This window comes from Rhodococcoides kyotonense, assembly GCF_001645385.1.
Classification (GTDB): domain Bacteria; phylum Actinomycetota; class Actinomycetes; order Mycobacteriales; family Mycobacteriaceae; genus Rhodococcoides; species Rhodococcoides kyotonensis_B.
On the sequence record NZ_LVHI01000004.1, the window covers coordinates 50,480 to 76,802 of the forward strand.

General features: G+C 63.2%; 27 protein-coding genes and 1 pseudogene. 18 read left to right on the top strand and 10 right to left on the bottom strand.

Going from position 1 to position 26,323, the window contains the following annotated elements; translation table 11 throughout:
• Positions 1–15 precede the first annotated feature (15 nt).
• Positions 16–1,401 carry an MFS transporter gene (locus tag A3K89_RS03330; RefSeq protein WP_240931025.1) on the top strand — a complete coding sequence of 462 codons (1,386 nt, stop codon included), beginning with the start codon at positions 16–18 and terminating at the stop codon, positions 1,399–1,401.
• A gap of 2 nt (positions 1,402–1,403) precedes the next feature.
• Positions 1,404–2,195, top strand: coding sequence for an SDR family NAD(P)-dependent oxidoreductase (locus A3K89_RS03335; RefSeq protein ID WP_068421789.1), 792 nt, complete (start codon positions 1,404–1,406; stop codon positions 2,193–2,195).
• A gap of 31 nt (positions 2,196–2,226) precedes the next feature.
• On the opposite strand, the gene A3K89_RS03340 is transcribed toward A3K89_RS03335, so the two are convergent.
• Positions 2,227–2,991 (bottom strand): SDR family NAD(P)-dependent oxidoreductase, encoded by a 765-nt coding sequence (locus A3K89_RS03340; protein WP_068421792.1) that lies wholly within the window; start codon positions 2,989–2,991, stop codon positions 2,227–2,229.
• Positions 2,992–3,049: 58 nt separating this feature from the next.
• Between A3K89_RS03340 and A3K89_RS03345 the strand changes: the two genes are divergently transcribed.
• The 8 genes from A3K89_RS03345 to A3K89_RS03380 all read left to right on the top strand — a co-directional run bounded on the left by A3K89_RS03345 (position 3,050) and on the right by A3K89_RS03380 (position 9,033).
• Positions 3,050–4,216 carry an acyl-CoA dehydrogenase family protein gene (locus tag A3K89_RS03345; protein ID WP_206030777.1) on the top strand — a complete coding sequence of 389 codons (1,167 nt, stop codon included), beginning with the start codon at positions 3,050–3,052 and terminating at the stop codon, positions 4,214–4,216.
• A gap of 165 nt (positions 4,217–4,381) precedes the next feature.
• Positions 4,382–4,789, top strand: a complete 408-nt coding sequence (locus A3K89_RS03350) for a nuclear transport factor 2 family protein (protein ID WP_068421795.1) — start codon at positions 4,382–4,384, stop codon at positions 4,787–4,789.
• A 10-nt stretch (positions 4,790–4,799) separates the two neighbouring features.
• Positions 4,800–6,356, top strand: coding sequence for an AMP-binding protein (locus A3K89_RS03355; RefSeq protein WP_068421798.1), 1,557 nt, complete (start codon positions 4,800–4,802; stop codon positions 6,354–6,356).
• Positions 6,353–6,793, top strand: coding sequence for a hypothetical protein (locus A3K89_RS03360; protein ID WP_068421801.1), 441 nt, complete (start codon positions 6,353–6,355; stop codon positions 6,791–6,793). The genes A3K89_RS03355 and A3K89_RS03360 overlap by 4 nt, the downstream gene beginning before the upstream one ends.
• Positions 6,790–7,203: a MaoC family dehydratase gene (locus tag A3K89_RS03365; protein ID WP_068421803.1), complete on the top strand. Its 414-nt coding sequence runs from the start codon at positions 6,790–6,792 to the stop codon at positions 7,201–7,203. Before A3K89_RS03360 ends, A3K89_RS03365 begins: the two co-directional genes overlap by 4 nt.
• Before the next feature lie 17 nt (positions 7,204–7,220).
• The gene (locus A3K89_RS03370; protein WP_068421806.1) at positions 7,221–8,060 is read left to right on the top strand and encodes a mycofactocin-coupled SDR family oxidoreductase; all 840 of its coding nucleotides are present in this window, start codon (positions 7,221–7,223) and stop codon (positions 8,058–8,060) included.
• A gap of 11 nt (positions 8,061–8,071) precedes the next feature.
• Positions 8,072–8,536, top strand: coding sequence for a nuclear transport factor 2 family protein (locus tag A3K89_RS03375; RefSeq protein ID WP_068422230.1), 465 nt, complete (start codon positions 8,072–8,074; stop codon positions 8,534–8,536).
• On the top strand, positions 8,533–9,033 hold the full coding sequence (locus A3K89_RS03380; RefSeq protein WP_068421809.1) for a pyridoxamine 5'-phosphate oxidase family protein: 501 nt from the start codon (positions 8,533–8,535) through the stop codon (positions 9,031–9,033). Before A3K89_RS03375 ends, A3K89_RS03380 begins: the two co-directional genes overlap by 4 nt.
• Here the strand turns inward: A3K89_RS03380 and A3K89_RS03385 are convergent.
• The 3 genes from A3K89_RS03385 to A3K89_RS03395 form a co-directional block, all read right to left on the bottom strand.
• Positions 9,021–9,536, bottom strand: coding sequence for a nuclear transport factor 2 family protein (locus A3K89_RS03385; protein WP_068421812.1), 516 nt, complete (start codon positions 9,534–9,536; stop codon positions 9,021–9,023). The two genes, A3K89_RS03380 and A3K89_RS03385, sit on opposite strands and share 13 nt — an antisense overlap.
• Before the next feature lie 65 nt (positions 9,537–9,601).
• Complete coding sequence (locus A3K89_RS03390; RefSeq protein ID WP_068421815.1) at positions 9,602–10,015, bottom strand: nuclear transport factor 2 family protein; 414 nt, start codon at positions 10,013–10,015, stop codon at positions 9,602–9,604.
• Positions 10,016–10,024: 9 nt separating this feature from the next.
• Positions 10,025–11,146, bottom strand: coding sequence for an NDMA-dependent alcohol dehydrogenase (locus A3K89_RS03395; protein WP_068421817.1), 1,122 nt, complete (start codon positions 11,144–11,146; stop codon positions 10,025–10,027).
• 134 nt (positions 11,147–11,280) lie between these two features.
• Between A3K89_RS03395 and A3K89_RS03400 the strand changes: the two genes are divergently transcribed.
• Positions 11,281–11,694 carry an acyl-CoA thioesterase gene (locus tag A3K89_RS03400; RefSeq protein WP_068421820.1) on the top strand — a complete coding sequence of 138 codons (414 nt, stop codon included), beginning with the start codon at positions 11,281–11,283 and terminating at the stop codon, positions 11,692–11,694.
• Complete coding sequence (locus A3K89_RS03405; RefSeq protein WP_254303395.1) at positions 11,691–12,941, top strand: MFS transporter; 1,251 nt, start codon at positions 11,691–11,693, stop codon at positions 12,939–12,941. Before A3K89_RS03400 ends, A3K89_RS03405 begins: the two co-directional genes overlap by 4 nt.
• On the opposite strand, the gene A3K89_RS03410 is transcribed toward A3K89_RS03405, so the two are convergent.
• Complete coding sequence (locus A3K89_RS03410) at positions 12,910–13,479, bottom strand: nuclear transport factor 2 family protein (RefSeq protein WP_157105209.1); 570 nt, start codon at positions 13,477–13,479, stop codon at positions 12,910–12,912. The genes A3K89_RS03405 and A3K89_RS03410 overlap by 32 nt on opposite strands.
• Before the next feature lie 95 nt (positions 13,480–13,574).
• Here A3K89_RS03410 and A3K89_RS03415 point away from each other — a divergent pair, with 95 nt between their 5' ends.
• Positions 13,575–14,723: an ABC transporter substrate-binding protein gene (locus A3K89_RS03415; RefSeq protein WP_068421826.1), complete on the top strand. Its 1,149-nt coding sequence runs from the start codon at positions 13,575–13,577 to the stop codon at positions 14,721–14,723.
• 7 nt (positions 14,724–14,730) lie between these two features.
• On the opposite strand, the gene A3K89_RS03420 is transcribed toward A3K89_RS03415, so the two are convergent.
• On the bottom strand, positions 14,731–15,495 hold the full coding sequence (locus A3K89_RS03420; RefSeq protein ID WP_068421828.1) for an enoyl-CoA hydratase/isomerase family protein: 765 nt from the start codon (positions 15,493–15,495) through the stop codon (positions 14,731–14,733).
• A gap of 129 nt (positions 15,496–15,624) precedes the next feature.
• Here A3K89_RS03420 and A3K89_RS03425 point away from each other — a divergent pair, with 129 nt between their 5' ends.
• On the top strand, positions 15,625–16,362 hold the full coding sequence (locus A3K89_RS03425) for a FadR/GntR family transcriptional regulator (RefSeq protein WP_068421831.1): 738 nt from the start codon (positions 15,625–15,627) through the stop codon (positions 16,360–16,362).
• Positions 16,363–16,430: 68 nt separating this feature from the next.
• Here the strand turns inward: A3K89_RS03425 and A3K89_RS03430 are convergent, their stop codons facing one another.
• Complete coding sequence (locus tag A3K89_RS03430) at positions 16,431–16,622, bottom strand: ferredoxin (protein WP_068421835.1); 192 nt, start codon at positions 16,620–16,622, stop codon at positions 16,431–16,433.
• A gap of 166 nt (positions 16,623–16,788) precedes the next feature.
• Between A3K89_RS03430 and A3K89_RS03435 the strand changes: the two genes are divergently transcribed.
• Genes A3K89_RS03435 through A3K89_RS03445 form a run of 3 tightly spaced genes read left to right on the top strand, consistent with a single transcriptional unit; the run spans position 16,789 to position 20,706 of the window.
• Positions 16,789–18,069, top strand: coding sequence for a cytochrome P450 (locus A3K89_RS03435; RefSeq protein ID WP_068421840.1), 1,281 nt, complete (start codon positions 16,789–16,791; stop codon positions 18,067–18,069).
• On the top strand, positions 18,069–19,226 hold the full coding sequence (locus tag A3K89_RS03440) for an NAD(P)/FAD-dependent oxidoreductase (protein WP_068421843.1): 1,158 nt from the start codon (positions 18,069–18,071) through the stop codon (positions 19,224–19,226). The genes A3K89_RS03435 and A3K89_RS03440 overlap by 1 nt, the downstream gene beginning before the upstream one ends.
• A 16-nt stretch (positions 19,227–19,242) precedes the next feature.
• Positions 19,243–20,706 (top strand): aldehyde dehydrogenase, encoded by a 1,464-nt coding sequence (locus A3K89_RS03445; RefSeq protein WP_068421845.1) that lies wholly within the window; start codon positions 19,243–19,245, stop codon positions 20,704–20,706.
• Between the two features lie 55 nt (positions 20,707–20,761).
• Here the strand turns inward: A3K89_RS03445 and A3K89_RS03450 are convergent, their stop codons facing one another.
• Both A3K89_RS03450 and A3K89_RS03455 read right to left on the bottom strand, forming a co-directional pair.
• Entirely contained in the window at positions 20,762–22,543 is a 1,782-nt protein-coding gene (locus A3K89_RS03450; protein WP_068421850.1) for an FAD-dependent oxidoreductase, read from the bottom strand.
• Positions 22,544–22,601: 58 nt separating this feature from the next.
• Positions 22,602–23,486 carry an SMP-30/gluconolactonase/LRE family protein gene (locus tag A3K89_RS03455; RefSeq protein WP_068421853.1) on the bottom strand — a complete coding sequence of 295 codons (885 nt, stop codon included), beginning with the start codon at positions 23,484–23,486 and terminating at the stop codon, positions 22,602–22,604.
• A 230-nt stretch (positions 23,487–23,716) separates the two neighbouring features.
• Here A3K89_RS03455 and A3K89_RS03460 point away from each other — a divergent pair, with 230 nt between their 5' ends.
• Positions 23,717–25,321 carry a flavin-containing monooxygenase gene (locus A3K89_RS03460; RefSeq protein ID WP_206030776.1) on the top strand — a complete coding sequence of 535 codons (1,605 nt, stop codon included), beginning with the start codon at positions 23,717–23,719 and terminating at the stop codon, positions 25,319–25,321.
• A 100-nt stretch (positions 25,322–25,421) separates the two neighbouring features.
• On the opposite strand, the pseudogene A3K89_RS03465 reads toward A3K89_RS03460, so the two are convergent.
• A pseudogene (locus A3K89_RS03465) lies at positions 25,422–26,323 on the bottom strand (pyridine nucleotide-disulfide oxidoreductase); the annotation flags it as partial.

Genomic DNA, 26,323 nt, shown 5'->3' on the forward strand with positions numbered 1-26,323 from the left:
CACACCCTTTTCGGAATGGAACCCAAGATGGACGTTCTGACCGCGATCAAGAAGTCGCCGATCTCCCGATATCAGTACAAAGTGCTCGCAGCCTGTCTGCTCGTCATCACCATCGACGGGTTCGACGTGTTCGTGATGGGCTTCGTTCTCCCACATCTGCCCGACGGATTCTTCGACGGCAACGCCGAGAAGGGCTACCTGCTCAGTGCAGGCCTGGCAGGCATGGCGGTGGGATCGATATTCCTCGCCCCTCTCGCCGACAGGATCGGGCGACGGCGTCTCATCCTCTGGGGCTTGGTGATCAACCTCGCCGGATTGGTCGCGTCGGCGATGTCTCCGAATGTGGAAGCCCTCATCGCCGCCCGCTTCGTCACCGGAATCGGTATCGGCGGTATGGCCGCCAGCCTGATCGTTCTCGTCCAGGAGATGTCGTCGGAAAAGCGCAGAAACACCATCATGGGTGTTTATTCGATCGGCTTTCCTCTCGGTAGCCTCGTCGGCGGTGGTATCGGCGCGCTGCTCGTGGCTGCATTCGACGGTGCGTGGCAGGTCATGTTCGTCTTCGGTGCGATCATCACGGCGGGCGCCGTCGTCGTCACGGTCGCCATGATCCCGGAGTCGGTGGACTTCCTGATCAACAGGAACACCCCTGAAGCCGACGCTCGAATTCGGTCGTTCGTCGCGAAGCTGAACAACCCCACGATCGACCCGAATGCCCGGCCTGCGCTGGCTCCGGTCGTCGAGAACAACGCGTCGGTGCGCGGTCTGTTCGCCGGCGGAACGTACTACCGGACATTGCTCACCTGGGTGATGTACTCCTGCTTGATGTCCGCGTTCTATTTCGCCAACACGTGGACACCCCAATTGGTCAAGGAGTCCAGCGGTAGCGCGGACCTGGGCACGACCGCCGGACTGATCCTCAGCTTCGGCGGACTGGTCGGCGCCCTCGTCTTCGGCGCCTGGACGCTGAAGATCTCGGCCGGCCGTCTGTTGTGGACGTCCATGGCCATCGCTGCGGTCGCGATCCTCGCGTTCGCATCGCTGTTCGGTCACCCGGGCATCGCAATCGCGTTGACCGTCGCCGTCGGCCTGTTCACGTACATCGCGATCACCGCGGCCGCAGCCGTCGTGCCGTTCCTGTACCCGGTCGGGGTGCGTTCGACGGCGATCGGGTGGATGCTCGGGATCGGTCGTCTGTTCTCCATATCCGCTCCGATCGCCGTGGGTTACGCGTTGGCCGTGTTCGCGCCGCAGACTCTGTACTACTTCTCTGCTGTACCGATGGCGGTCGGCGCTGTTGCCACGTATCTGCTGTGGAAGCACACTCGCGGCGAGAGTGCGCCGACGACCGCTGTGGCCGAATCGATTTCGGGGCACCCGCCCTTCGTGAAGGAAGGCTGAGCATGCAGGACAAGAGGGTTCTCGTCACCGGCGGTGGCTCGGGAATCGGACGGGCCATCGCGGTGGAGGCGGCTGCACAGGGAGCCGAGACCGTCGTCGTCGCGGACATCTCGGCAGAACTGTTGGCCGAGACCGAAGCTCTCGTTGCGGCAGCGGGGGCCAAGAGCGTCGTACTTCGTGTCGACGTGTCCGAGAGCGACCAGGTCCGGTCCATGATCGACGACGCGGTCGCCGCGGCGGGTGGGCTCGACACGCTCGTGAACAATGTCGGCGTCATCGACACGGGCTTCGTGCACGCGGATCGAGCGAATGTCGTGGACCTCCCCGAGGACGTCTGGGACGCCGTCATGACGATCAACGTCAGGTCCATGTGGCTCGCGACGAAATATGCTGCGCCGCAGCTTCGTACGTCCGATCGAGGGCCGTCGATCGTCAACGCGGCGTCCGTCTCCGGCATGATGGGGTACCGGACTGCTGCCTATTCGGTCAGCAAGGCAGCGGTGATCCAGTTGACCAAGGTCACGGCGATCAACCTGGCGAACGAGGTCCGGTGCAACAGTTTCAGCCCGGGTAGCTTCAGAACGTCGATGTCGCAGCGGCACATCGACGCAGCCGCCGACCCGATCGAACAGGAACGGAACATGAGTGGGGCGCACCTGATCCCGCGGTTGGGCGATCCGGTCGAGGCCGCGCGGGTGGCGTGCTTCCTCGGGTCGGACGCCGCGTCGTTCATCACGGGCGCCAATGTCCCCGTCGACGGCGGGACCATGGCGTGGCGGGGTCTGCGGGCCTGATCGGCCGCCGTCGAGGGTACAGGCGTTTCGCTTACATTCCGCCGTCGACGGTGATGATCGAACCGGTCGTGTAGCTGGACGCGTCGCTGGCGAGATACAGTGCAGCGCCGACGATTTCGTTCGGATCACCGCCGCGCTTGGCCGCGAATGTCTCGGCACGCTTGGCGAACGCGTCCATGTCCCACGCGTTCGAGACGTCGGTGAGGAAGGTGCCCGCCATGATGGCATTGGTCCTCACCGACGGACCGAACGTCTTCGCCAGCCCCACGGTGATCGCGTTCAGTCCGGCCTTGGCAGCGGCGTAGGGGAGGACATCCGGCCTGGGCTTCGTCGACGCTGCGCTCGAGATGTTGATGATCGAGCCGCCGTTGCCCTGGGCCATCCGCGTTCCCACCAGTGCGGCCAACCTGAACGGTCCCTTCAGATTCACCCCGAGGACCTTGTCGAACAGAGTCTCGGAGATGGTGTCCACGGAGTCGTAGAGCGGCGACATACCAGCGTTGTTGATCAGCACATCCACCTTCCCGAAGTGCTCGTACGACGCGTCGACGAGGTCGTCGAGTGCGTCCCATTTCCCGACGTGGGCCGCAATCGGTAAGGCACGCCTGCCCGTCGACTGCGAGATCTCTTTCGCGGCGAGCTGGCAGGATTCGAGGTCCCGACTCGCGATGATCACGTCCGCACCTGCCTGTGCAAGACCGAAGGCCATTGCCTTACCGAGACCACGGCTTCCGCCCGTGATCAGCGCTACGCGTCCGCTGAGGTCGAATTGGGCGGGGGCGTCGTACTCGGGCATGTATTTCTCCTGATTCGGACCACGGACTGCAATTGATGAGTATGGTAATCATAGATACATGAATGGAGGCGCTGTGTCGGAATCGGAACAGAAACTGTTCGACCTACCGAGTAAGTATGTCGAACTACAGGCTGAAGCACGGGCACTTGCCGAATCCGTCCGTGACATCGCCGATCGGGCGGACGAGTCGGACAGCATCGATGTCGACGTGCGGAAACGGCTGCAGGCGACCGGGCTCGCCGGAGTGACGGTGCCGAAGGCGTTCGGGGGACGGTTCGAGGCGGTCGACTCGCTGGCGGTCACGGTGGTACGCGAGCGGCTCGCTGCGGAGTGTGCGCACCTGGACTCGCTGTTCGCGATGCAGGGGATCGGCAGCTACGGGCTTGCGGTCGGCGGAACACCCGCCATGCAGGAGTACTGGCTACCCAAGGTCGCGAACCTCGACGCGATCGCCGCGCTGGGGCTCACGGAACCACACGTCGGTTCCGATCTGAAGGCGTTGACGACGTCGATCGAGGAAGTCGACGGGCAGCTCGTGGTCAACGGGCACAAATCGTTCATCACCAACGGCGGCGACGCCGACTTCTACAGCATCCTCGGGCGGGAGGGTGACGGTTACTCGCTGGTCCTGATTCCCGCAGACGCTCCGGGCGTCACTACCGAGCGCCCTCATCAGATCATCGCACCGCACGTGTTGTCCGACGTCGTCCTGAACGATGTTCGGGTACCGCTCGATCATCGAATCGGTCAGCCGGGCAAGGGCTTCTCGCTCGTCCTGGCTACTCTTGCCACGTTCCGTGTGTCGGTCGCCGGCGCTGCGGTCGGGCTGGCGGAGGCTGCCCTGAAAGAGGCGCTACGTCACGCGAACGCGCGAGAACAGTTCGGTGTCAGTCTTTCTCGTCTCGGCTCGGTGCCCGAGCATCTGGCGTTGTGCTGGACGGACATCGAGATGGCCAGGTCGTTGACCTACCGGGCCGCTGCCGCGTCGGCGCGCGACGCACGTGCCAATCTGCACCTGTCGTCGATGGCCAAGGTCGCGGCAACGGAAGTCGCGGGCCGTGTGGTGGATCGGGCCGTGCAGGTGATGGGCCGCTACGGCATCACGCGGGGAAGCGTCATCGAAAGGCTGTACCGAGAAGCGCGCCCGATGCGCATCTACGAAGGATCCACCGAGGTCATTCTCGATTCGCTGGCGAAGCAACTCGTCAAGGGAGACGTTCTGTAGGTCGGCTACTGCGTAGCTCTCACACCGCCCACGTGTGATCCACCGTGGGCGGTGTCGTCGTGCCCTGGCATGGGCAGCCCGTGGCCGAAATCGCCCTTGACGCAACGGAATTGATGAATATGATTGGCCTTGATGTGACAACCATCACGTAGCGAGGAGCCTGTCATGACGTCCCGCCCTGGAATCGAGAACACCCTCAGCCGCTATGCGCTGGGGTACGACGATCATCATCCCGAGATGATCGAGGCGTCCTTCACCAAGGACGCGGTGTTGTCCATGAAGATCGCCGACGGAGATCCCATCGGCCCGTTCGAGGGAATCGACGCCATCATGGAGTTGATGAACGGGTCGGCGCATGCGCAGTCCGACCAGCGGCGGCACCTGACGACCAATATCCTGATCGACGACCTCGATGCCGAACACGCGAAAGTCGTGTCCTACCTGTCGATCGTCTCGGTCGCCGACGGAGCCCTGACCGTTCTGTCGTGCGGCAAGTACGAGGACGAGTTCACCGAGGTGGACGGTACGTGGCTGATTTCCAAGCGGCACATCGCCCTCGACCTCCCGTACTGAGGTAGACGACGTGCTCAATCAAGGACTTATACCGGCCAAGTGGGCGGCGCTGACGCCGAACAAGCAGGCTGTCTTCGACGTTCCGAACGACCGACGAATCACGTTCTCCGAGCTCGACGAGCGCGTGCGCCGGCTCGCCAACGGTCTGCGAGGGTTGGGGCTGGACAAAGGCGATCGCGTCGCGGTGCTCACGCGCAACAGCGTCGAGTTCCAGGAACTCTACTTCGCGGTGGGCCGAGCGGGACTTGTTCTGCAGCCGCTGAATTGGCGCCTGGGTACGAAGCAGATCATCGGATTGATCGCGGACGCTCGACCCAGGGTGATCATCACTTCGTCGGAATGGTCCGAGGTCAGAAATGACATGCAGAGGACGGTCGACGTCGACCACTGGCTCGAATTCGGACCCGGTTCCGACGGCTCCTACGACGAACTCCTGGCACGATCGAGCGCCGAGGAGCCTGTCTGGACACCGTCGATCGGCGGCGACGATCCCTTCTTCATCCTCTACACCGGTGGTACGACGGGTGAATCCAAGGGCGCGATTCACACCCACACCAGCGCGGCCAACGGAATGCTGAACCAGACTGTCGCAGAACGCGTCGTCCCCACCGACGTCTACATGCTGACCGGGCAGATGTACCACATTCCCGTCGTGCTCTCGATGAACTACATGAAGCACGGATGCCCGGTCGTGCTGGTCAATTTCGAGGCGCAGCAAGCGCTGGAGATCATCGAGTCCGAGAAGGTCTCGGCATTTCTCGGGATCACGACGATGCTGAACTGGATGATGGCGGTACCGAACTTCGCCTCCTACGACCTGTCGAGTCTGCGCAATATCCAGTACGGCGGAGGACCGATGCCGTCGACCATCGTCCGGTCTGCTCTGGAATCGTTCCCCTGCACGCTGATTCAGGGATACGGTCAGACGGAGGGCACGACGATGTCCTTCCTGTCGCAGGAGGATCACCTCGCGGCGGTCAAGGGGCACGATGTTCATCGGCTGAAATCCTGCGGGCGTGAGGGTTTCGTGACGACCATTCGAGTGGTCGACGCGTTCGGTGACGAAGTTCCGCGCGACGGCAGGACGCCGGGTGAGATCGTCGTTCGGTCCGAATCGAACATGATCGGATACCTGAACCGTCCGGAGTTGACGAAAGACACGTTGCGAGACGGCTGGATGTGGACCGGTGACATCGCGACGTGGGACGAGGACCGATACATCTACATCGTCGACCGCGCCAAGGACATGATCATCTCGGGCGGCGAGAACATCTTCAGTGTGCAGGTCGAGGAGGCGATCGGCGCTCATCCGTCGGTGCTCGAATGCGCGGTCATCGGCATTCCGGACGACGAATGGGGCGAAGCGGTCAAGGCCGTGGTCGTGCTGAAGCCCGGAACGTCTGCCTCCGAGCAGGACATCATCGATGTCGCGAAGAAGAACCTGGCGTCGTACCAGAAGCCTCGGTCCGTGGACTTCGTGTCGGCTCTGCCCAAGGCGCCGACGGGGAAGATCATGAAGCGCGATCTACGCGCACCCTACTGGGAGGCTGCGGGCCGGACCGTATGACCGAGGACGAACTGACCGGTCTCGTCGGCACACGGATGCCGGGAGGGGTGCGGACCCTCGAGAAGTGGTGGGTCGCACTCGTGCTCGACGCCATGGAGTGTTCACCGAGCGACGGCGCTACCCACCCCACGTTCGTGTTCCTGGTCGCAACCGGCTCGATGGGATGGACGTGGAACGAGTTGTTCGCGGTGTTCGACGCGACCGAGGAGGACGGGCCCATGTTCGGCGAGACGGACACCGAAGTGCATCGTCCGCTGCAGGCCGGTGCTACCTACACCGTGCGGGGCGAGATAGTCTCCGCCGCACGCAAAGTGGGAAAGAAGACGGGTGTGTTCGACATCGTCGGCTATCGCCTGGACGTCGTCGAGGAGTCCGGTACGGTCGCAGCGAGTACGACCAACTCGATCGTGTTTCCCCGTCGGGGAGCGTCGACATGAAACCGACGGTAGGACAGACGCTTCCGACACGGACGATCGAATCGGTGAACGCCGAGAAGATGAAGCTGCTGTCGGCGTTGATGCGCGATCCCAACCCGATCCATTTCGACGTGGCCTCCGTCGAAGCGCTCGGTATGGGGTCGAGAACAGTCAATCAAGGACCGAGCAACATGGCCTACGTGCTGTCGATGCTGGGGGAGTGGGCAGGCGGAACCGATCGAATCACGCACTATCGCTTTCGATTCCTCGGCAACGTCTTCGCCGGGGAGAGGCTGGAGGCGTCGGGAACCGTGACGTCCGTGGAGGACGTCGACGACGGACTCGCTGTGCAATGTGCGCTGTCGTTGACCGTCGTCGGCGGACACGAGGTGCTCACCGGAACCGGAACGGTTCGACTGGGCAAGGTTTGAACACGAAAGGAGGGCACATGTCAGGTCGTCTCGAAGGCAAGGTCGCGTTCATCACCGGCGCCGCACGTGGCCAAGGCCGAAGTCACGCACTCAGGTTGGCGCAAGAAGGTGCCGACATCATCGCCGTCGACATCTGCGAGGACATCGACACCGTCACGCCGTTCTACAGGCTCGCCACCGAAGAGGAACTCGCCGAGACGGTGAGCCAAGTCGAGGCTCTCGATCGCCGCATCGTCGCTCGGCGAGCAGATGTCCGTGACGTCGACGCACTGCAAGCCGTGTTCGACGAGGGTGTCGCCGAACTGGGCCGCATCGACATCGTCGTCGCCAACGCCGGCATCGCGACGTATGGATTGTCGTGGGAGCTCACGTCGGAGCAGTGGAAGGACATGATCGACGTCAATCTCACGGGAGTCTTCCACACCGCCAAGGTGGCCATCCCCACGCTGATCGCAGCAGGTCGCGGCGGCTCGATTGTCTTCACCAGTTCGATCGGTGGGCTCAAGGGCATTCAGCACGTGGCGCACTACGTGGCAGCCAAACACGGCATCGTCGGCCTCATGCGCACGATGGCCAACGAACTGGGACCACACAGGATCCGCGTCAACACTGTGCACCCGACCAACGTCGACACCCTCATGATCCAGAATCCCGGCACCTATTCGATGTTCGCACCCGGGGATCCGGAACCGAACCAGGACAAGGCGATGCCGGGATTCATGTCTCTGAACACGTTGCCGGTGCCGTGGATCGACCCCGTCGACATCAGCAATGCCGTGCTCTATCTCTCCAGTGACGAAGGTCGATACGTCACCGGTGTCACCCTGCCCGTGGACGCGGGCGCCTACGTCAAGTGAAAGGACACACCATGACCATTGCTTCCGAAGGTCTCGTTTCCGCGGACCTCGCCTATCGTGCTCAGGCCGCGCTGTACAGCTACGCTTGGGCCGCGGATTCGGGTGATCTGGACACGCTGCGCGACATGGCAATCGAGGACATCGCCGTCACCCAGTCCACCCAGGAGAAGCAGGGCCGAGAGGCCTTTCTCGACATCTATCGGGCGTTCGCCGCCTCCGATACCGAACTCTCACGCCATGTCGTGACCAACACGGTGGTGACGAACGAAGGTGACGGCGTCCGTATCGACGCGTACTTCGAGGCCACCCTGTTCACCTCCGGGAGCACCTCACGCGTCTTCGGCCGCTACTCCGACTCGCTCGTCGAGGTCGACGGCTTTCTGAAGCTGAAGCACAAGCGTATCTTTGTGGACCGCGTAATGGCACTGCCCGTCGCCACCGACGCGTTCGTGCCCTACGGCTCCGACGAATCGTGAGTCGCGTCGGGATCGACGACAACGAGAACCTGGAATCGGTCCGCGCGTCCGAGACCGGGCGTGCGGAACTGATTGCGGCGCAGACCGAATGCACGTTCGCGTTCACCACCGAAGCGGGCTGGCCGGCAGGCGTCGTCATGAGCTACCTGTTCACGCGCGACAGGTTCTGGCTGACGGCGGCGGCCGGGCGCGCCCACGTCCGCGGAGCTGTCCGCGATCCACGTGTCACGTTGGTGATCTCCAATGCGGGAACTGCGTTGCCGGGCCGTCGCATGGTGTCGATTCGCGGTACTGCCACCGTTCATCGGGAGGCCTCGGTGAAGAGCTGGTTCTATTCGGTGTTCGCGCAACATCTCGCGCCCGACGATCCCGACGCCTTCGCTGCACTTCTGGACAGCCCGGAGCGGGTGGTTCTGGAGGTCGAACCCGTTCGTGTTGCCGTCAGCCATGATTCGACCAAGATGCCGGGCGACGGCCGCGGCGGTCAGGTGCGGTAGGTGTTCCAGGTGGGCGCGGATTCGGGATAGTCGGCTTCGGCGTACCGAGTCTGCGGCCACCTGATGCGTTGGTTCGTACGGAAGCTCGACGCCATCGCCTCGACCGGGACGGCGTACATGAACGACACCTCACGATGCTCGAATCGCCATCCGTCGGCGAATCGGTAGCGGTCCGAGTAACGAAACGCGCTGAGCATCAATGTGTCTCGTACTGCCAACTCTGCGTGGCCGGTCATGCGGCCGCTGGCTGACCCGTCGTCGTGCACGGTGATCAGGTGAATCTCGGGGGTGTGCAGCATGGTCGTGTAGCGATCCATGCTGTCGACGTAGAACGCTCGCAGTTCGTCGCGACCGGACATCGTTCGGCCCGCGACCGTGAACGTGGCGTCGGGTGTGTACATGGCGAGAACCGCCTCGATGTCGTGATCGTCGACCGCGATCGAGTAGGCGCCGGCTAGGTCTCGAATCTCGTCCTTGGCCATCAGTAGGTCCAGGGGGTTCATGTGCCTCCTTGCACCGCGACGCGGCCCGTACGCATGGTGACTCGCGTACGGGCCGCATCCGACGACTATGCCTCGAACCCGTCCATCTGCGGTGGGGTCAGAGGTGAGATGACGCGGGAGGATATCTTCCACCCGTCGCTCGTGAGGACGTACGTGTCCTCGTTCAGGGCGATGGCCTTGAACGCGGCACCACCTTTCGTATGTCCCTCGGAGAACACGTAATTGGTTCCGTGCGCCTCGCTGTCGGAATCGAAATGCACGATGTGGTTGGTGATGATGTGGAACTGGTCCTGTACCTGCGCAGCGTCACGTTCGAAGAAGTCCAGGATGGCGTCGTGTCCCTCGTACCGAGCGAGTCCGACGGGAGTCGCGTCCCACACGGCGTCGGTGGCGAACGCGCTCAGCGCCAACTTCGGATCGAACTTGTCCAAACCCAGTGCATAGGTGTGGGTTACGGAGATGATCTCGTCGACACTCATGTCGGCCTCCTAGTCGTCGTACACGATGACGCCGCGGATGTTCTTACCGTCGCGCATGTCCTGGATCGCTTCGTTGATCTGCTCGAGCTTGTATGTCTTGCTGACCAGTTCGTCGAGCATGAACTCGCCGCGGCGGTACATGTCCGCGATCAGGGGGATGTCGCGACGTGCCGTCGTCGTTCCGTACAGGGTTCCCTGCAGGCGCTTGCCGGACATGGCGAAGGTGAACAGGTCGAAGGGAACGTCGCGCTGGGTGACCGGGGCCGCCGACGTCAGCACCAATGTGCCACCGCGCCGAGTCATCTCCTGAGCGGGATTGAGCAGGTGACCGTACGCGATGTCGACGGTGATGAGCACCTTGTCCGCGCCTTGGCCGTTCGACAGGGAGTCGACGAGTTCCTTGGCCTGCTCCAAGTTCTCCACCGTGTGCGTTGCGCCGAAAAGCTTTGCCTGATCACGTTTGTACTCGACGGGGTCGACGGTGATGATGTTCTTCGCGCCCTTGTGGCGGGCTCCCTGCACGGCGTTCATACCGACGCCACCGGTTCCGATGACGACGACGGTTTCACCGAGTGCGACTTCGGCGGCGTAGACCGAGGATCCCCAGCCGGTGGGTACGCCGCATCCGATGAGCGCGGCCTTGTCGAGCGGAATGTCCTTGCCGATCTTGACGCACGAGTCGATGTTGACGACGACGTACGGCGAGAAGGTGCCGAGGAACGAGAACGGGCCGACGCCCTGACCTCGGGCATGGACACGGTGGGTGCCGTCGGGTGCGAAGCCGGCGAGTACTCCCGCGCCCATCTCGCACATGTTCGATCGTCCGACCGTACACATCTGACAGTGCCCGCACGACGGAAGGAAGGAGAGCACGACGTGATCGCCTACCTCGAAGCCCGTGACGTCGGGGCCCAGTTCCTCGATGACACCGGCGCCCTCGTGTCCCCCGATGATCGGGGCCCAATCGAGCGGAATGTCTCCGGTGTCGACGTGGTCGTCGCTGTGACAGATTCCCGACGCTGCGAGCTTGATGCGTACCTCACGGCTCTTCGGTGGGTCGATCTCGATCTCTTCGACACTCCAGCCGGAACGGGTGCCGGGTTCCCAGATCAATGCTCCGATTGTTTTCACTGATGCTCCTGACGATGTGAACGATGGTTCCCACGGATGCGCACGTCATGATGTGACCCCAGTCACCATAACCATGATAATGATTAGTGTAAAGACTCGAATGATGGAGTATCAGCACGGACAGAGGAGTAACCGTGAGCGAACATCCCACCAGCCAGACGTTCCGTCTGTCGTACGGCGATTGCGATGCCATCGGCATCTCGTACTTCGCGATCAACTATCCGTGGATGGAGCGAACGTACAGCGTCTGGCTGCACTCGTTCGGCATCGACAGTCACACGATGGTCGACGCCCTCGGCGTGGGAACGGTCGGATTCTCTTCCGAATGCACGTATCTCACACAGTGTCACGTGTTCGACGAGATCACGTGTGGCATGGAACTCGACCATCTCGGCACGACGTCGTACGTCGTCGGATTCCCGTTCACCCGGGGTGGCGAGCGTGTCGCCTACGGCAAGATCAAGTACGCGGTACGGGGACCTGACGGCCTCAAGGCGCCGATTCCCGATGCACTGCGGTCTGCGCTCACCTCGCTCGACCGCCCGTGATCGCCGGCGTGGTAGCCGAGTCCGGATCACGGCGGGGGCGTCGATTGTTGGGCGCGTCGGCGTCCGCGGCGTTCGCTGCGCTGGTCGTCGGTTCCAACGTTCCCGGTTCGATGCTTCCGATGTATGCCGAGCGAATGTCGTTGTCCACGTTCACTGTGTCGGCGTTGTTCGCGGCCTACCTCGTCGCGCTGGTCGTGACGTTCACGGTGATGGCGCGAACGCGCCTGACGCGCCGAGCATGGTTGTTGCTCCCGGCGGCTCTCGTCGGTGGCGTCGTGGCCGACGCGGCGCTGATCGCAGGCGGCGACGACGTCGTGTTCCTCTTCGTCGGGCGGTTCCTCACCGGCACATGTGTCGGCGTCGCGACGGGTGCCACCGCCACGATCGCCGTCGCGGCACGCGGCGAGAAAGGCCGGACGATCGCGGCGTCGGGCGCAATCTTCGGGTCATTCGTCGGTCTGATTCTGGGAGCCGTTGTCGCGGAGAACTTTCCGGGACCGACGGTGACCCCCTATGTGATCCACATGTCGTTGCTCGTCGCCATCGGTGTGCTTCTCGTCATCTCCCTCGCTCGTGCTCGGACTCTGCTACGAGACGAGCTCGGGCCGGGGCCGCTCCGAACGGACGGGCATGCCGACACCTCCGCGCGCGCCCGCGCGGCCGGCTACGGAATCGGGCTTGCCGGTTGGGCCATCGGTGGGCTCGCGGTCGGAATTCTCCCGACCGCGGTCCGGGAGCAGACGGGCGGCACGTCGCTGCTCGTCGGCGTGTCGGCGCCGATCGTGCTGTTGCTCGTCGCGTGGCTGGCGCCCCTCGTGTTCGCGGCGCGCCACACTGCTCTGCCTCCGAGTGTGTCGCTTGCGCTGATTGCCCTCGGCGCGGTGGCATGCGCGGCGGGTGTCGTGTCGTCGAGGTTGGAGCTCGTCGTGATCGGTTGTCTCTCCTGGGGTCTCGGACAAGGCTTCGCCTATTCGTGCGGTCTGCGATTGCTCACGCGGGGTGTCTCGGCGGTCGAACAGGGGCGCGTCGCCTCCAAGTACGCGTCGTTCTGCTACGGACTGACCGCGATCCTGACGTTGACGACGGGTGCTGTCTCCACAGGATGGGGGAGCGCAACGGGAATGGCCACGGCAGGCGCGATTCTGGTCGTTCTGTGTTCCGTCGTCGCGTTACTGGGCCGCGGGCGGTGGGAAAACGATGGTGACAACGCAGTACTCATGGTTCGTAGCCAGGTCGGAACCGTCTGAGCCACGACGTGTCGGCGCCGCGCAGTGTCTCGGGCCAATCAGCTCGCCGTAGGTCGCCGTAGGCTCGCATGCTACGTGAATCACCCAGTCCCTCTTCGTATTCGGAAACCGGAAGATAGTACATGTAGGACATCAGTCGATCGTGTATCCGCCACACGCCGTCCACGCGTCGATAACGGTCGCGATACCGCAGGGCGGTGACCATCGGAACGTCGTTCCTGACCAGCTCCGCATGCCCGACGGCGATGCCGTGCGCCGAGTTTCGATCCTCGTCGAATCTGACGACATGGCCGTGCGTGACGTGATTGGTCGGCCCCAACGCGTCGAATCGGCTCTGGAAGGTTCGCACTATCGCGTCCCGGCCATGTGCGTCGAACACCCCGTCCGCCGAGCGCATCGTTGCGTCTTCGGTGAACACCGCGGTGATGCCGTCGACGTCCCGCTCGTCCATCGCGAGACAGTACAGAACGGGTAATTCGGCTATCGCCGAACGTGATTCGAGCCGATCGAGCCTCAGCAGTATATCGATGTCGGTCACGGCGGTTGTTCCATTCTCGGGACGCGGTGCCCGTCGACGCCTCATGATGTGGTGGTCATTATATGCGCATCATTACCAGCAAAAGGGTGAATTGAATGAGGATGAGACTTGCTCCGCTGTTCGCGGGTGTCGTGCTCGTCGCAGCGGGCTGCGGAAGTGGCGCGGGCGGTGACACCGCGTCGGGCGAGATGCCGTCGGAAATCAAGGTGTTCTCGGTGACCGACAAGACCGGAACGCTGTCGTATGCGGGCACCAACCAGTTGAAGGGCATCGAGCTGGCAATCGAGGAGATCAACGAGCAGAACTACCTCGGCGAGTCCACGATGGTTCTCGAAAGCCGTGACTCTGCAGGAGAGGCGCAGACGGCGGCGAGTCAGGTGACCGAGGCCACCGTCGATCCCCGCGTGGCAGCGATACTCGGTACCGTGACGAGCGCGCAGACCGTCGCAGTGGCACCTCTCGCCCAAGCCGCCAAGGTGCCGATCGTCTTCACCCAATCCGGCAGCGACGGAACGTTGGTCGGTGAATACACCTATCGCGCAACGGCTCCCATGGCGACGTACTACGACCAGGCGGGCGAGTACCTGCAAACGCAGAACGTGAAGTCGCTCGGAATTCTGTACAACAGTGCCAACCCGACGCTTGCGCAGTTGTCGGAGGGGACTATCCCCGACATGGGCGGACGATACGGCTTCACCGTCGCGTCGACCTCGGCGGTGCAGAACACGACCCAGGACTTCACCGCCCCTATTGCGAAACTGCTCGCGGACGATCCCGACGGTATCGCGATCATGATGAACGGCGCTCAGAACGCGACGGCTGTCTCTCAGCTTCGTCAGGCCGGTTTCGACGGGACCCTGGTCACCCACACCGGTTCCGGGGCAGGCAATCTCACGCCTGCAGGGCCCGCGGGCGCAGGGATGACATGGCCGACGGACTTCACTTATCACGGCACGAATCCCGCGACTCAGGACTTCGTCGAGGCGTACCGCACCAAGTACGACGGTGAGAATCCGAACAACTATGCAGCGGAGGGCTACGACGCCGCCTGGATGATCGCCCGTGCCATCGAGAAGTCGGGTGGCGCGTCACGGGAGGACATCCAGAACGGCTTGCAGCAGGTCGTGGCCGAGGGATTCACCGGGGCCGAGGGCGACGTCACGTTCGAAGGAAACGACATGCGCGTGAAAGGCGCTCTCGTGCAATGGAACGGGACCGAAGAAGTACTGCTGTCCGAGAAGTGACGGACTGCTACTCCGGATCGGGGAAGACGGCCTTCCTCTTCTCGAGGAACGCCGTCGCACCCTCGATCATGTCGGGGCTGCCGACGGCCTGGGTGAGCATCCCGAGTCCCGACGAGAAGGAGTCGCGCGCCGCGTTCCACCAGAGGTTGGAACTCGTCTTGGTGATCTCCAGGTATCGCGGACTCAAGGCCGAGATCTCGTCGCACCACTCCTGGACCGTCGCCTCGAGCTTGTCGTCGTCGACGACCTCGTTGATCAAGCCCATGTCCAGCGCCTGCTGTGCGGAGTATCGGCGACACAGCATCGACAGTTCTTTGGCGCGCTTCTCGCCGATCTGCACTCCCATGACGTTCGTGGCGCCGGTGACCGGTGCGCTTCCCACCCGCGGACCGGTCTGGCCGAACGTGGCCGAACGTGCAGCAACCGCCAGATCGCACGCAACGATCAATTCGTTGCCTCCGCCCGCGGCCGCACCGTTGACCGCGGCGATGACCGGGCGCGGGCACGTGCGGATGGCGTCGAACAGCCGTAGCGAACCGCGGTAGAGCCGGCGCATCTCCTTCGGCGTCGGTTCGCTGAGTTTGGCCAGAGAACCACCGGCGCAGAAGCTTCCACCCGAGCCGGTGATGACGACCGAGCGGTAGCCCGACGCGTCGTCGAGGGCGTCGGCGATCGCGGCGGACATCTCGGGATCGAACGCGTTGCGACGCTCGGGCCTGTTCAGCCGAATCCACAGCGTCGCTGGGGTACTTTCGATGATCACGTCGGGCATGAGTCCGTCCTGTTCGTTGGTAGTAGTTCGTGATCCGGGGTATGGGGATACCGCGGTTTCGCAGGTTGCAGGCGCCGCACGGGCCTATTGTTATAATCAATCGCCTCGAATAGCAGGGAGACTCGACCCATGACCGTAGCCAACCGCGCTCCCAAAGCAGCGATGGTGATTGCGCAGCAGATCATCCGCGATACCTTGCGGCAGGGGCTGACCGCCGGGGATCTTCTTCCGCCCGAGAAAGCGATGCTCGAGAAGTATCAGATCGGCCGCGGAACGCTCCGAGAAGCGCTCAGACTCCTCGAGTTCCAGGGCGTCATCGCGCTCAAGCCGGGCCCCAAAGGTGGGCCTGTTCTGCTCGATCCCGACGCGTCGCACCTCGCCAGCACGGTCATCCTGCTGATGCAGTTGAAGAATGCGCCGTTCAAGGCGATCGCCGAGGCCCGCGTCGCGATGGAACCGATGATCTCGCGCCTTGCCGCCGAACGCATCTCCGACGAATCGCTCGTCCAGTTGGGCGGCACCATCGACACCATGCGCGAATCCCTCGACGACCAGTACGTGTTCCTCGAGGCCAACAAGCAGTTCCACGACATCATCGCCTGGTCGTCGGGCAATCCGTTGTTCGGCTACATCGTCGACTCGCTGCTCGGGATCATGGACGGCACGATCATCGGAATCGACTATCCGGCGCCTCGGCGCAGTGCCATCATCACCGCTCACCAATCGATCTACGACTCTCTGCTCGTACGGGATCCGGATTTGTCCCAGGACCGTATGGCCAAGCACATCAACGAATACGTGCGCTACGCCGAGCGGAAGTTCCCCGACGTCATGGGCTCGGTCATTCAGTGGGATCGCGCGTTGTAGACGCCTCGCGTACGTGAGTGCGAATGTACAGCGGGCTATACATTCGCACTCACGGGTGGCGAAGCCGCCTACTCGACACTGATTGCCCGTTCCGGGCAACTGTCGGCGCCGGCCCTCGCTTCGTCGATACGGGTCGGCTCCTGGCCTTCGGGTAGTACATAGGCGTGGCCGTCCTCGTCGCGTAACGCGAAGACCTGCGGCGACGTCATCTGGCACAGTCCGTGCCCCTGGCACTGGAACTCGTCGACCGAAACGTTCACGACTCCTCCTTCTGGGCTGTCCGAAGGGCTGTTTGTTTACAGCCATTCCAGTGATCTCGACTATATGCTGTCGCTGCTGTGATGTTGACAACATCGGAATCTAGTATAACCATTATCAGCGCAGTGCATGAATTGGTCACGAGATTTCGCGGGAGGACATTCAGCCATGACGGACAGCGGGGGCAGGTGCCCGGTCATTCACTTCGATCACAACTCGCAAGAGCATTCCGCAGATCCTGTCGGTTCCTACCGGGCACTGCGGAACGCGGAAAAGCGAGGGTGGTCGGAGGCGCACGGCGGCTACTGGGTCCTGTCCGACTACGACGCGGTGTTCGACGCCTCACGTGACGACGACACTTTCTCCTCGGCGCGTTCCGAGTACGGCGGCGAAGGGCTGTCGGTCGTAATTCCGAAGACGCCCATGCACTTTCACATTCCGATCGAGCTCGACCCGCCCGAGTTCCGCAAGTATCGCAAGATCGTCAATCCGATCACCTCGCCCGCCGCGGTCGAGAAGATGAAGGACCTCGTCGAACATCACACGACGGCGTTCATCGACAGTGTCATCGAGGCAGGGGAGTGCGACTTCACCTCCGTCATCGGGGTGCCCGCGATCGTGACGGTCGACTGGCTCGGGCTCGGGATCGAGGACTGGAAGACTTATGCCGCAGCGCATCACGAGGCGCTGGCAGGTGTTCCGGGCAGTCCGCACTACGAACATGCGATGAAGGTCGACTTCCCGTACCTGTCGGAGAAGATGCGCACGGTCATCGCGGATCGCCGCGCGAACCCGACCGACGACGTCATCAGCTACCTCGTCCAGCAGGAAGTGGACGGGCGGGTGCTCGACGACTTCGAGGTGTTCGCCATGGTGGAACTGCTCGTTGCAGGCGGCACCGGAACCACGGCGTCGCTGGTCAGTCAAACCCTGGTGTGGCTGGCCGATCACCCCGATGTCCGGCAACGTCTCATCGACGACCCATCTCTCATGGACCACGCCGTCGAAGAGTTCCTGCGCTTCTTCTCGCCGACGCAGGCACTGGCGCGTACGGTCACCGAGGACGTCGACTTCAAGGGTTGCCCGATGAAGAAGGGCGACCGCGTGCTGCTGTCGTGGGCGTCGGCCAACCGGGACGAGGCGTTGTTCGAGAATCCCGACGAGATCGACATCGAGCGATGGCCCAACCGCCACACCGCATTCGGCATCGGAGTGCACCGCTGCTCGGGGTCGCATCTCGGTCGCCTGATGGCGAAGACGTTGCTGACGCAGATTCTCGAGAGAATGCCCGACTACACCATCGAGACCGACAAGCTCGAGCGCTACCCCCATCAGGGAACGAACATGGGATGGCAGAGAATTCCCGCTCACTTCACGCCCGGCGAGAAAAGACTCGCCGACGGTGAAGCCGTGGCCGCGGCCACCGCACCTGCGGCGCCGATGTACTGATGAGCAGAGTAGTCGTCGTCGGCGGGGGGCTCGCCGGCGCGCGTACCTGTGAAACGTTGCGGTCGAACGGTTTCGAGGGCGAGATCGTTCTTCTCGCCGCCGAACGGCATCTTCCGTACGACAGGCCACCGCTCACCAAGGCCGCGTTGAGAGGCGATTCGAACACGCGGCTGCGCACCGACTACGAGGCGCTGAAGATCGACGTTCGCGTCGGGGTCGCCGCGACGGGCCTCGACCTCCAGTCCAAGAAAGTCGAGACGGCCCAGGGCGCAGTCGAATACGACACCCTCGTCATCGCCACGGGCGCCGCTCCGATCATGCTGCCCGGTTCGAGCCGCCAGCTCGCGATACGCACCGTCGACGACTCGCAGAAACTGCGCGAACTTCTGAAGCCCGGCGCGAAAGTCGTTCTCGTCGGCGCGAGTTGGATCGGCGCCGAGGTCGCGACGGCTGCACTCGCAGCAGGGGCCGAGGTCACGTGCGTCGAGTACGGACCTGCACCCTTGGCGAACGCGCTCGGTGTGGACGTCGGCACACGGTTCGTCCCCTGGTGGGACGCAGTCGATCTGCGCGTCGGGGTCGGCGTTCGCGAAGTCACGGACACCGGAGTCACGCTCGACACCGGTGAGGACGTGTCCGCGGACGTCGTGGTCGCAGGCATCGGAGTTCGGCCGGACGTGAGCTGGCTGGAGGATTCGGGCCTGTCGATCGCGCGCGGTATCGAGGTGGACGAGCACCTGCGCACCTCGGACCCCCACGTCTTCGCAGTCGGAGACGTGGCAGTTCGGTGGTCACCTCGGTCGAATCAGTCACTGCACGTGGAGCATTGGGACGATGCCCGCACCGGGCCCGACGCCGTTGCCCGAACGATCGTCGGTCGCGAGCCCGCCGTCCACGATCCGGTTCCGTACTTCTGGAGCGACCAGTTCGGTCACAAAATTCAATACGTCGGCCACCACAGCGCGACGGACGCCGTGGTCGTTCGTCACGGCGACGACGACAAGTGGGCAGCTGCCTGGCTCGACGACAGTGGTGTGCTGACAGCACATCTGAGCATCGACACACCGAAACTCATGATCGGGGCCCGCGCCGCGATCGCCGCAGGCACACGTCCGGATGCCACCGCTCTACGCGATATCACCCAACCGCTCAGCTGACAGAGGAGAAGAATCGATGACCGCGACAGTCCCAGCTTCGACGACCTTGAAGAGCTACGACAAACTATTCATCGGTGGCACATGGGTGGAGCCGTCGAGCGACAAGGTGATCGAGGTGGTCTCACCCATCACCGAGGAACTGCTCGCGACGGTCCCCGATGCGCAACCTGCGGACATCGACAAGGCAGTTGCGGCCGCACGCAAGGCGTTCGACGACGGTCCATGGCCGCGCATGACGGCCGAAGAGCGAGCGAAGTACCTCGTGCGCATTCAGCAGGAAGTCGAGAAGAGATTCGACGCGATGGCAGCGGCGTTCACTGCCGAGATCGGCGCTCCTGCGGGCGCGAGCGTCGCGTTCCACAACAACGCGCTGAAGATGTGGGGTGACGCATCGACGCTGCACGAGCGGTTCGAGTTTGAGGAAGAACGCAGCTGGGCCGACGGCCACGGCAAGCTCGTTCGCGAACCCATCGGAGTCGTCGCGACGATCATCCCGTGGAACGGTCCGGTTGCCACGGCCTCGTTGAAGATTGCTCCTGCGCTCGCGGCCGGATGCACCGTCGTGCTGAAGCCGGCTCCCGAGGGGCCGGTCAGCATGATGCTTCTCGCCGAGGCTCTCGAAGCGGCAGGGTTGCCCGAAGGTGTCATCTCCCTCCTTCCCGGCGGTCGCGAGACAGGCGAACATCTGGTGCGGCACAAGGACGTCGACAAGATCTCCTTCACCGGATCGACCGCCGCCGGTCGTAAGATCATGAGTCTGTGCGGAGAGCGCATCGCACGAGTGACGCTCGAACTCGGCGGCAAATCAGCGGGAATCATCGCCGACGACATCTCTCTCGACAAGGTCTTTCCCGCCCTGGCGTTCGCAGGCATCGGCCACAGCGGTCAGGTGTGCGCGGCGATCACTCGCATCGTCGTTCCGCGTCATCGTCAGGACGAGGTCGTCGACACCATCAAGACCATCTTCGAGTCGGTCTCCGTCGGTGACCCACGGGACGACAGCGTCGCGATCGGACCGCTGGCGGCCGAACGTCAGCGCACCCGAGTCCTCGACTACATCGAGGTCGGCAAAGCCGAAGGCGCGCGACTCGTCACCGGAGGCGGGCGACCGGCAGGACTAAACAAGGGCTGGTACGTCGAGCCGACGCTGTTCGCCGACGTCACCAACGACATGCGCATCGCTCAGGAAGAGATCTTCGGTCCCGTCGTCGTCGTGATTCCGTTCGACAGCATCGACGAGGCTGTCGCGATCGCCAACGACTCGGACTACGGACTGTCCGGTGCCGTCTACGCCGAGGATGCAGCATTGGCGGAGAGCATTGCCCGACGCGTCCGCACCGGCCAGATCTCCATCAACGGCTGGGACATGTGCGTCACTCAACCGTTCGGTGGATACAAGCAGTCCGGCCTCGGACGCGAAGGAAACGTCGAGGGTCTGAGCTCGTTCCTCGAGACCAAGCTGATTCAGTTCGCCGACTAGGCGTGTCGACGAAGAAGGGCCCCTCTCGCGAGGGGCCCTTCTTCGTTTCCTTCGTTCACGCAGGTACGGGACTCCTCGGAACCGAGGGATGTAGTCCCTCCACCTTCGCCTTGATCTGCAGAGCCAGAAACTTTCCGTAGTAGCGAGCCATGGCGAGGTTGCCACCCATGAACCACAGACCCGGGTGCCCGGATTCGCGCCAGACGCCCTGCAGTTCGCCTTCCGCGTCGAGACCCCACACAGGACCGCAACGGTGTGCGACGTCCTCGCCCAGGAGGCGTCGCGCCGTCTGCAACATCCCCTTGAAACCGGTGGCGAAGACGACGATGTCGGCACTCAGGGATGTTCCGTCGGTCAGGTGGACACCGTGTTCGGTGAACCGTTCGATCTCGACGCCCGAGCGAATGCCGATGTCGCCCGCTGCGATCAGTTCCGAGCAGCCGACGTTGATGTAGTAGCCACCGCCCTTCTGCAAGAACAACATCAGAGCGCCGGTGCCGTCGATTCCCGAGCTGAGCAGGAATCCGGCTCGGCGAAGGCCATCCAGAAGTTCTTCGTCCAACTCGGCCATCGCGGCGGTGGTGTTTCGGTGGATGTCCGGGACAGCTTTGAACGGAAAGGACGCGCCGAGCAGGTCGGCGGTCTCTGTGGGTGGGCCCGTCTCGTCGTACAACCCGGCCATCGCGATCTTGGAGGCGTCGACGCTGACGACGTAGGAGGGGGACCGTTGCAGCATGGTGACCTCGGCGCCACGCTCGAACAGTTCCTGCGCGATGTCGTGTCCGCTGTTGCAACTGCCGACGACGATTGCATTCTTGCCCTGAAGATCACCGCTGCTCGCGAAGCTACTCGAGTGGGAGATGCTCCCCGCGAAGAGCTCCGAGTCCGCAACGGTCGGCATATTGGGTTCGGTACCACTGACGCCGGTGGCCAGTACGAGGTGCCGAGGGCGCAGAGTTCTTTCGGTGCCATCGGAACGACGGACGGTCACGGTCCACGCGGCGGCATCGTCGTCGTACGTACTCGCCACCAGTTCCGAGCCGGTCCACACGTTGAGCTCCATCGTGGAGGCGTAGAACTCCAGCCAATCACCGATCTTGTCCTTGGGCGTGTAGACCGGCCACGTGGACGGAAACGGGAGGTACGGCAAGTGGTCGTACCAGACCGGATCGTGCAGGACCAGGGAATGGTAACGATTGCGCCAGTTGTCGCCGATGCGCTCGTTCCTGTCGATCACCAGCGTGGCCACGTCGAGCTGCCCCAATCTGGCTGCGAGACCGAGGCCGCCGTGTCCGCCCCCGACGACGAGCACCTCTGGGTCGCCCTCGGCGAACTCCCGTCGGGCGGCACGGTGCTGCTGCCAGTTGCGCGCGATTCGGTTCGCGCCCTGAGCGCCCCCGCGCGGGCGGCGGGCACCGGTGGATTCCTCGTGACCGACGAGCTCGTCCATCGCCGTCAGTAGCGTCCATGCTTTCCATGCCCGATCATCCGTCGATCGAGTGAGTCGCAGTACGCCTCGGCCTCGTGCGGAGTCCGAGTCGACGGCGATGACCGCTTGAATCCAGGCGTCGTCGCCCTGCCCCACGATCGTTGCTCCGCCGACGAGCGACAGGCGTACGTCGCCCTGATCGTGCGCTTGCGCGAGGTACTGTCCGATGCCGACGTTGCCGTTCAGGCTACGCAGATCCCAGCCGAACATGAGCAGATCACGCCACCATCCGTCGGGTCGGAACAAGGCCGCGGCCGCGTCGGCGTCACGAGTGGCGAGCGCGGCGCCGAACTCTTGGATCCACTCCGTCGCAACCGATTCGAAATCGTCGTCATGCGATTCGTTCATTCGAGCCCCTGTTCGTGAGTGTGGTCGTCACGCGGTGTGTTCGTGTCCCTGTTCGGGCCTATGCGGGAATGTCCACACGGACCGACAGAAGGCTTGCGTCGCGCGTGTCCTGACGTGCATGCTCGGACGACGACGGGGCCGCACATGCGAACAGTGTCCTCCCGTCGGCGCCTCCGAGCATGCACGCGAAAACACCTGTCGGAAAGACCTTCTCGTCGACGATCTCACCGCCCTGGACGACGCGGATCAGACGCTGATTCAGGGCGTCGGCCACCCAGATCGCACCTTCGGAATCGAGTCCGATGCCGTCGGGTGCCACGGACGCCGCACTCATCGCATCCCGGACGCTCGTACGGGGGACCTCCGGACCGAAGGCGGCCCATGTTCGACGATTCGACAGTTCCCCGTCGTCGGCGACGTCGAATGCCGTCATCCGATTGCCCATCGACTCGGCGACGACCAGGGTGCGGTCCTTCGTGATCACAGAACCGTTGGGGAACAACAGATCTCCCGCAGCGACGGCCGCGTCACCGTTCGGTGCGACATGGATGAGCACGGCGGATTCGACGTACGAACGGCTGCGAAACTCGAAGCCGAATGTGCTGATGTACGCGTGGCCACGGTCGTCGACGACCATGTCGTTCAGCTTGCCTGTTGCCAGGTGCGATACATCTGCGTGGGTGACGAGTGAGCCGTCGTGTTCGCGTCTGAGCACGAGCCCGTCGACCATCGACACGATCAGCAGGCGGTCGTCCGGCAACCACCCGAGTCCCGACGGCCGGTCCTCCATGGTCGCTTCGACGCGCACGTCGCCGTCGTCGCCTATCGACAACACCTCGTGCGCATACAGATCGGAGACCCAGATACGACCGTCGTGCCACCGTGGGCATTCGAGAAACGCGCGGTCGGTGACGACGGTCGTGATGTCGGCGGTGCTGGTCATGAAGTGTCCTTTTCGTGTCGATCGTTACTGCGTCTGAACCGTCGTCGACGGCGATGGTCTGTCCGATGGCGAAGGAGGCCTTGTGGTTCGCCGTCCCGCTGCGATCTCGCAACGTGGTCCAATTGTGCTACCGGACAACGAGTTCTGTGGACCATGCCATCTCTCCTCGCGCCGATCTCATGGCTGTGTGACCGTTGACACAGGTGTACTATACCCATACCGTGCTAATCATGCGCACTAATGATGCACGTCAGGTCGATGTCGTGGTGGTGGGGGCGGGATTCTCCGGCTTGTATCTGCTGTGGAAACTGCGTGGCCAGGGATTGAATGTTCGTCTTTTCGAGGCAGGTGACGACGTCGGTGGCACCTGGTTCTGGAACCGCTATCCAGGTGCACGGTGCGACGTCGAAAGTGTGGACTACTCGTTCTCGTTCGACGACGCACTCCAACAGGAGTGGACATGGAAGGAGCGGTATCCCGCTCAGCCGGAGATTCTCGCGTATCTCCAGCATGTTGCAGACCGATTCGATCTGCGTCGCGACATCTCGCTGAACACTCGGATCCAGTCGGCGCGCTACGACGAAACGACGAAAGCTTGGACCGTGTACGCCGCTGGACAGGCGTGTGCCACCGCCCGGTTCGTGATCATGGCTACCGGGTGCCTCTCCGTGCCTCAGACGCCGAACATCGCTGGGCTGGAGAGCTTTACGGGCGACGTCTATCACACGGGGAACTGGCCCACGGAAGGGGTCGACTTCACGGGTAAGCGGGTCGCCGTGCTCGGGACGGGTTCCTCGGGAATTCAGCTCATACCGGAAGTGGCGAGACAAGCCGATCATCTCACTGTTCTGCAGCGCACGGCGAGTTTCTCCGTTCCCGCGATGAACGGGCCACTCGATCCCCGATTCGAGGCCGAGGTGAAGGCGAACTACCCGGAACGACGTCGCCGAGCTCGGGCGTCGTCCGCGGGAGTCGAGCGTGGTGACAATCCGCAGAACGCGCTGGATGTTTCAGCCGAGGATCGTGCGCGCGAGTTCGACAGCCGTTGGGGTAAGGGTGGTTTCGCTCTACTGGGTGCCTACCAGGATTTGATGCTGACCGACGACGCCAACGACACGGTGGCGGACTACGTGCGCGCCAAGATTCGCGCGACGGTCCACGATCCTGACATCGCCGAATCTCTGATTCCCCGTGGATACCCCCTGGGGGCGAAACGCATCTGCGTGGACACGGACTATTTCGAGACCTACAACCGTGGCAACGTCACGCTGGTGGACCTGCGACGGACACCGCTGGAGTTGATCACCCCGACGGGAGCGCGCACCACCGAAGCCGAGTACGATTTCGACATAATCTGCTTGGCAACAGGTTTCGATGCCATGACCGGTGCGCTCGACCGTATCGACATTCGGGGGTCCGGTGGCCAGAGCTTGAAGAGCAAGTGGCAGCACGGACCGACCACCTATCTGGGACTCGGCGTCGCCGGGTTCCCGAACCTCCTGCTGATCGCAGGGTCCGGAAGTCCTTCGGTGCTGGCCAACATGGTCACCGCCATCGAGCAGCACGTCGAGTGGACGTCGGACTGCCTCGCGTACATGGACTCTCACGGGTACGAGACCATCGAGCCCACTCAGAAAGCTGAGGACGAGTGGGTGGCGCACGTCAACGAGATGGCGTCGTACACGGTGTTTCCGAAGGCGGCGTCCTGGTACATGGGAGCCAATGTTCCGGGCAAGCCGCAGATCTTCATGCCCTACGTCGGTGGGTGCGTGGAGTACGAGAAGAAGTGCAATGCCGTTGCCGACGAGGGATATTCGGGTTTCGTGCTGAAATGACCCTGTGCGCGACGGAGCCTGCGGCTTTGATCCGGGAGGCGCTTCGCTAGCGCCCGTGCGTGCGAATGTATAGCCGGCTATACATTCGCACGCACGTAGGCTATTCCTGCGACGCGGCAACCATGTCTTCTCGCTCGACGACTTTGACGCGTTCGCGGCCTTCGGGTTCGCCGAGGGAGCGTTCGTGGGCGTCGAGGCGGTACCAGCCGTCCCAGGTGGTGAAGGGGACCTGCTTGTCTTCGAGGAAGTCGATGACGGCTTGTTCGGACGGGTCGGTGGCGCCGTCGAAGTTGGGTGCGTCTTCGAGTAGGCAGGCGACGGTTTCGTTGGCGTCGCCTTTGGTGTGGCCGATGAGGCCGACGGGTCCGCGTTTGATCCAGCCGGTGACGTAGGTGGCGGGTACGTGCTTGCCTTCGTGCCCGGGAGTGGAGCCTGCGGAATGACCCGTGTCGGCGAGCACGCGTCCGGCTTCGTTGGGGATGGTGCCTGCTTGTTCGTCGAAGGGCAGGGACGTGATGTTCTGGGAGAGGTAGCCGACGGCGCGGTAGACCGCTTGGACGTCCCATTCGTTGTATTTTCCGGTGCCGCGGACGTTGCCGGTGCCGTCGAGTTCGGTGCGTTCGGTGCGTAGGCCGACGACTTTGCCGTTGTCGCCGAGGATTTCGGTGGGGGATTCGAAGAAGTGCAGGAACAGTTTGTGGGGGCGGTCGCCGACGTCGCGGATGGCCCAGTCCTGCAGGGTGTTGGCGACCATGTCGACCTGTTTGGAGCCGCGGCGTGCGGCTTCGGAGCCTTCGTCGTAGTCGATGTCTTCGGGGGCGACGATGACTTCGATGTTGGGGGAGTGGTCGAGTTCGCGTAGTTCGAGCGGGGTGAATTTGGCTTGTGCGGGGCCGCGGCGGCCGAAGACGTGGACTTCGACGGCTTTGTTGGCTTTGAGGCCTTCGTAGACGTTGGCGGGGATTTCGGTGACTCTCTTCGAACACGGACGATCCGTAGAGA

Coding starts and splice junctions, on each gene's coding strand:
- A3K89_RS03330 (WP_240931025.1), top strand. CDS start 16: ATGGAACCCAAGATGGACGTTCTGACCGCGATCAAGAAGTCGCCGATC.
- A3K89_RS03335 (WP_068421789.1), top strand. CDS start 1,404: ATGCAGGACAAGAGGGTTCTCGTCACCGGCGGTGGCTCGGGAATCGGA.
- A3K89_RS03340 (WP_068421792.1), bottom strand. CDS start 2,991: ATGCCCGAGTACGACGCCCCCGCCCAATTCGACCTCAGCGGACGCGTA.
- A3K89_RS03345 (WP_206030777.1), top strand. CDS start 3,050: ATGAATGGAGGCGCTGTGTCGGAATCGGAACAGAAACTGTTCGACCTA.
- A3K89_RS03350 (WP_068421795.1), top strand. CDS start 4,382: ATGACGTCCCGCCCTGGAATCGAGAACACCCTCAGCCGCTATGCGCTG.
- A3K89_RS03360 (WP_068421801.1), top strand. CDS start 6,353: ATGACCGAGGACGAACTGACCGGTCTCGTCGGCACACGGATGCCGGGA.
- A3K89_RS03365 (WP_068421803.1), top strand. CDS start 6,790: ATGAAACCGACGGTAGGACAGACGCTTCCGACACGGACGATCGAATCG.
- A3K89_RS03370 (WP_068421806.1), top strand. CDS start 7,221: ATGTCAGGTCGTCTCGAAGGCAAGGTCGCGTTCATCACCGGCGCCGCA.
- A3K89_RS03375 (WP_068422230.1), top strand. CDS start 8,072: ATGACCATTGCTTCCGAAGGTCTCGTTTCCGCGGACCTCGCCTATCGT.
- A3K89_RS03385 (WP_068421812.1), bottom strand. CDS start 9,536: ATGAACCCCCTGGACCTACTGATGGCCAAGGACGAGATTCGAGACCTA.
- A3K89_RS03390 (WP_068421815.1), bottom strand. CDS start 10,015: ATGAGTGTCGACGAGATCATCTCCGTAACCCACACCTATGCACTGGGT.
- A3K89_RS03415 (WP_068421826.1), top strand. CDS start 13,575: ATGAGGATGAGACTTGCTCCGCTGTTCGCGGGTGTCGTGCTCGTCGCA.
- A3K89_RS03420 (WP_068421828.1), bottom strand. CDS start 15,495: ATGCCCGACGTGATCATCGAAAGTACCCCAGCGACGCTGTGGATTCGG.
- A3K89_RS03425 (WP_068421831.1), top strand. CDS start 15,625: ATGACCGTAGCCAACCGCGCTCCCAAAGCAGCGATGGTGATTGCGCAG.
- A3K89_RS03435 (WP_068421840.1), top strand. CDS start 16,789: ATGACGGACAGCGGGGGCAGGTGCCCGGTCATTCACTTCGATCACAAC.
- A3K89_RS03440 (WP_068421843.1), top strand. CDS start 18,069: ATGAGCAGAGTAGTCGTCGTCGGCGGGGGGCTCGCCGGCGCGCGTACC.
- A3K89_RS03445 (WP_068421845.1), top strand. CDS start 19,243: ATGACCGCGACAGTCCCAGCTTCGACGACCTTGAAGAGCTACGACAAA.
- A3K89_RS03450 (WP_068421850.1), bottom strand. CDS start 22,543: ATGAACGAATCGCATGACGACGATTTCGAATCGGTTGCGACGGAGTGG.
- A3K89_RS03455 (WP_068421853.1), bottom strand. CDS start 23,486: ATGACCAGCACCGCCGACATCACGACCGTCGTCACCGACCGCGCGTTT.
- A3K89_RS03460 (WP_206030776.1), top strand. CDS start 23,717: ATGCGCACTAATGATGCACGTCAGGTCGATGTCGTGGTGGTGGGGGCG.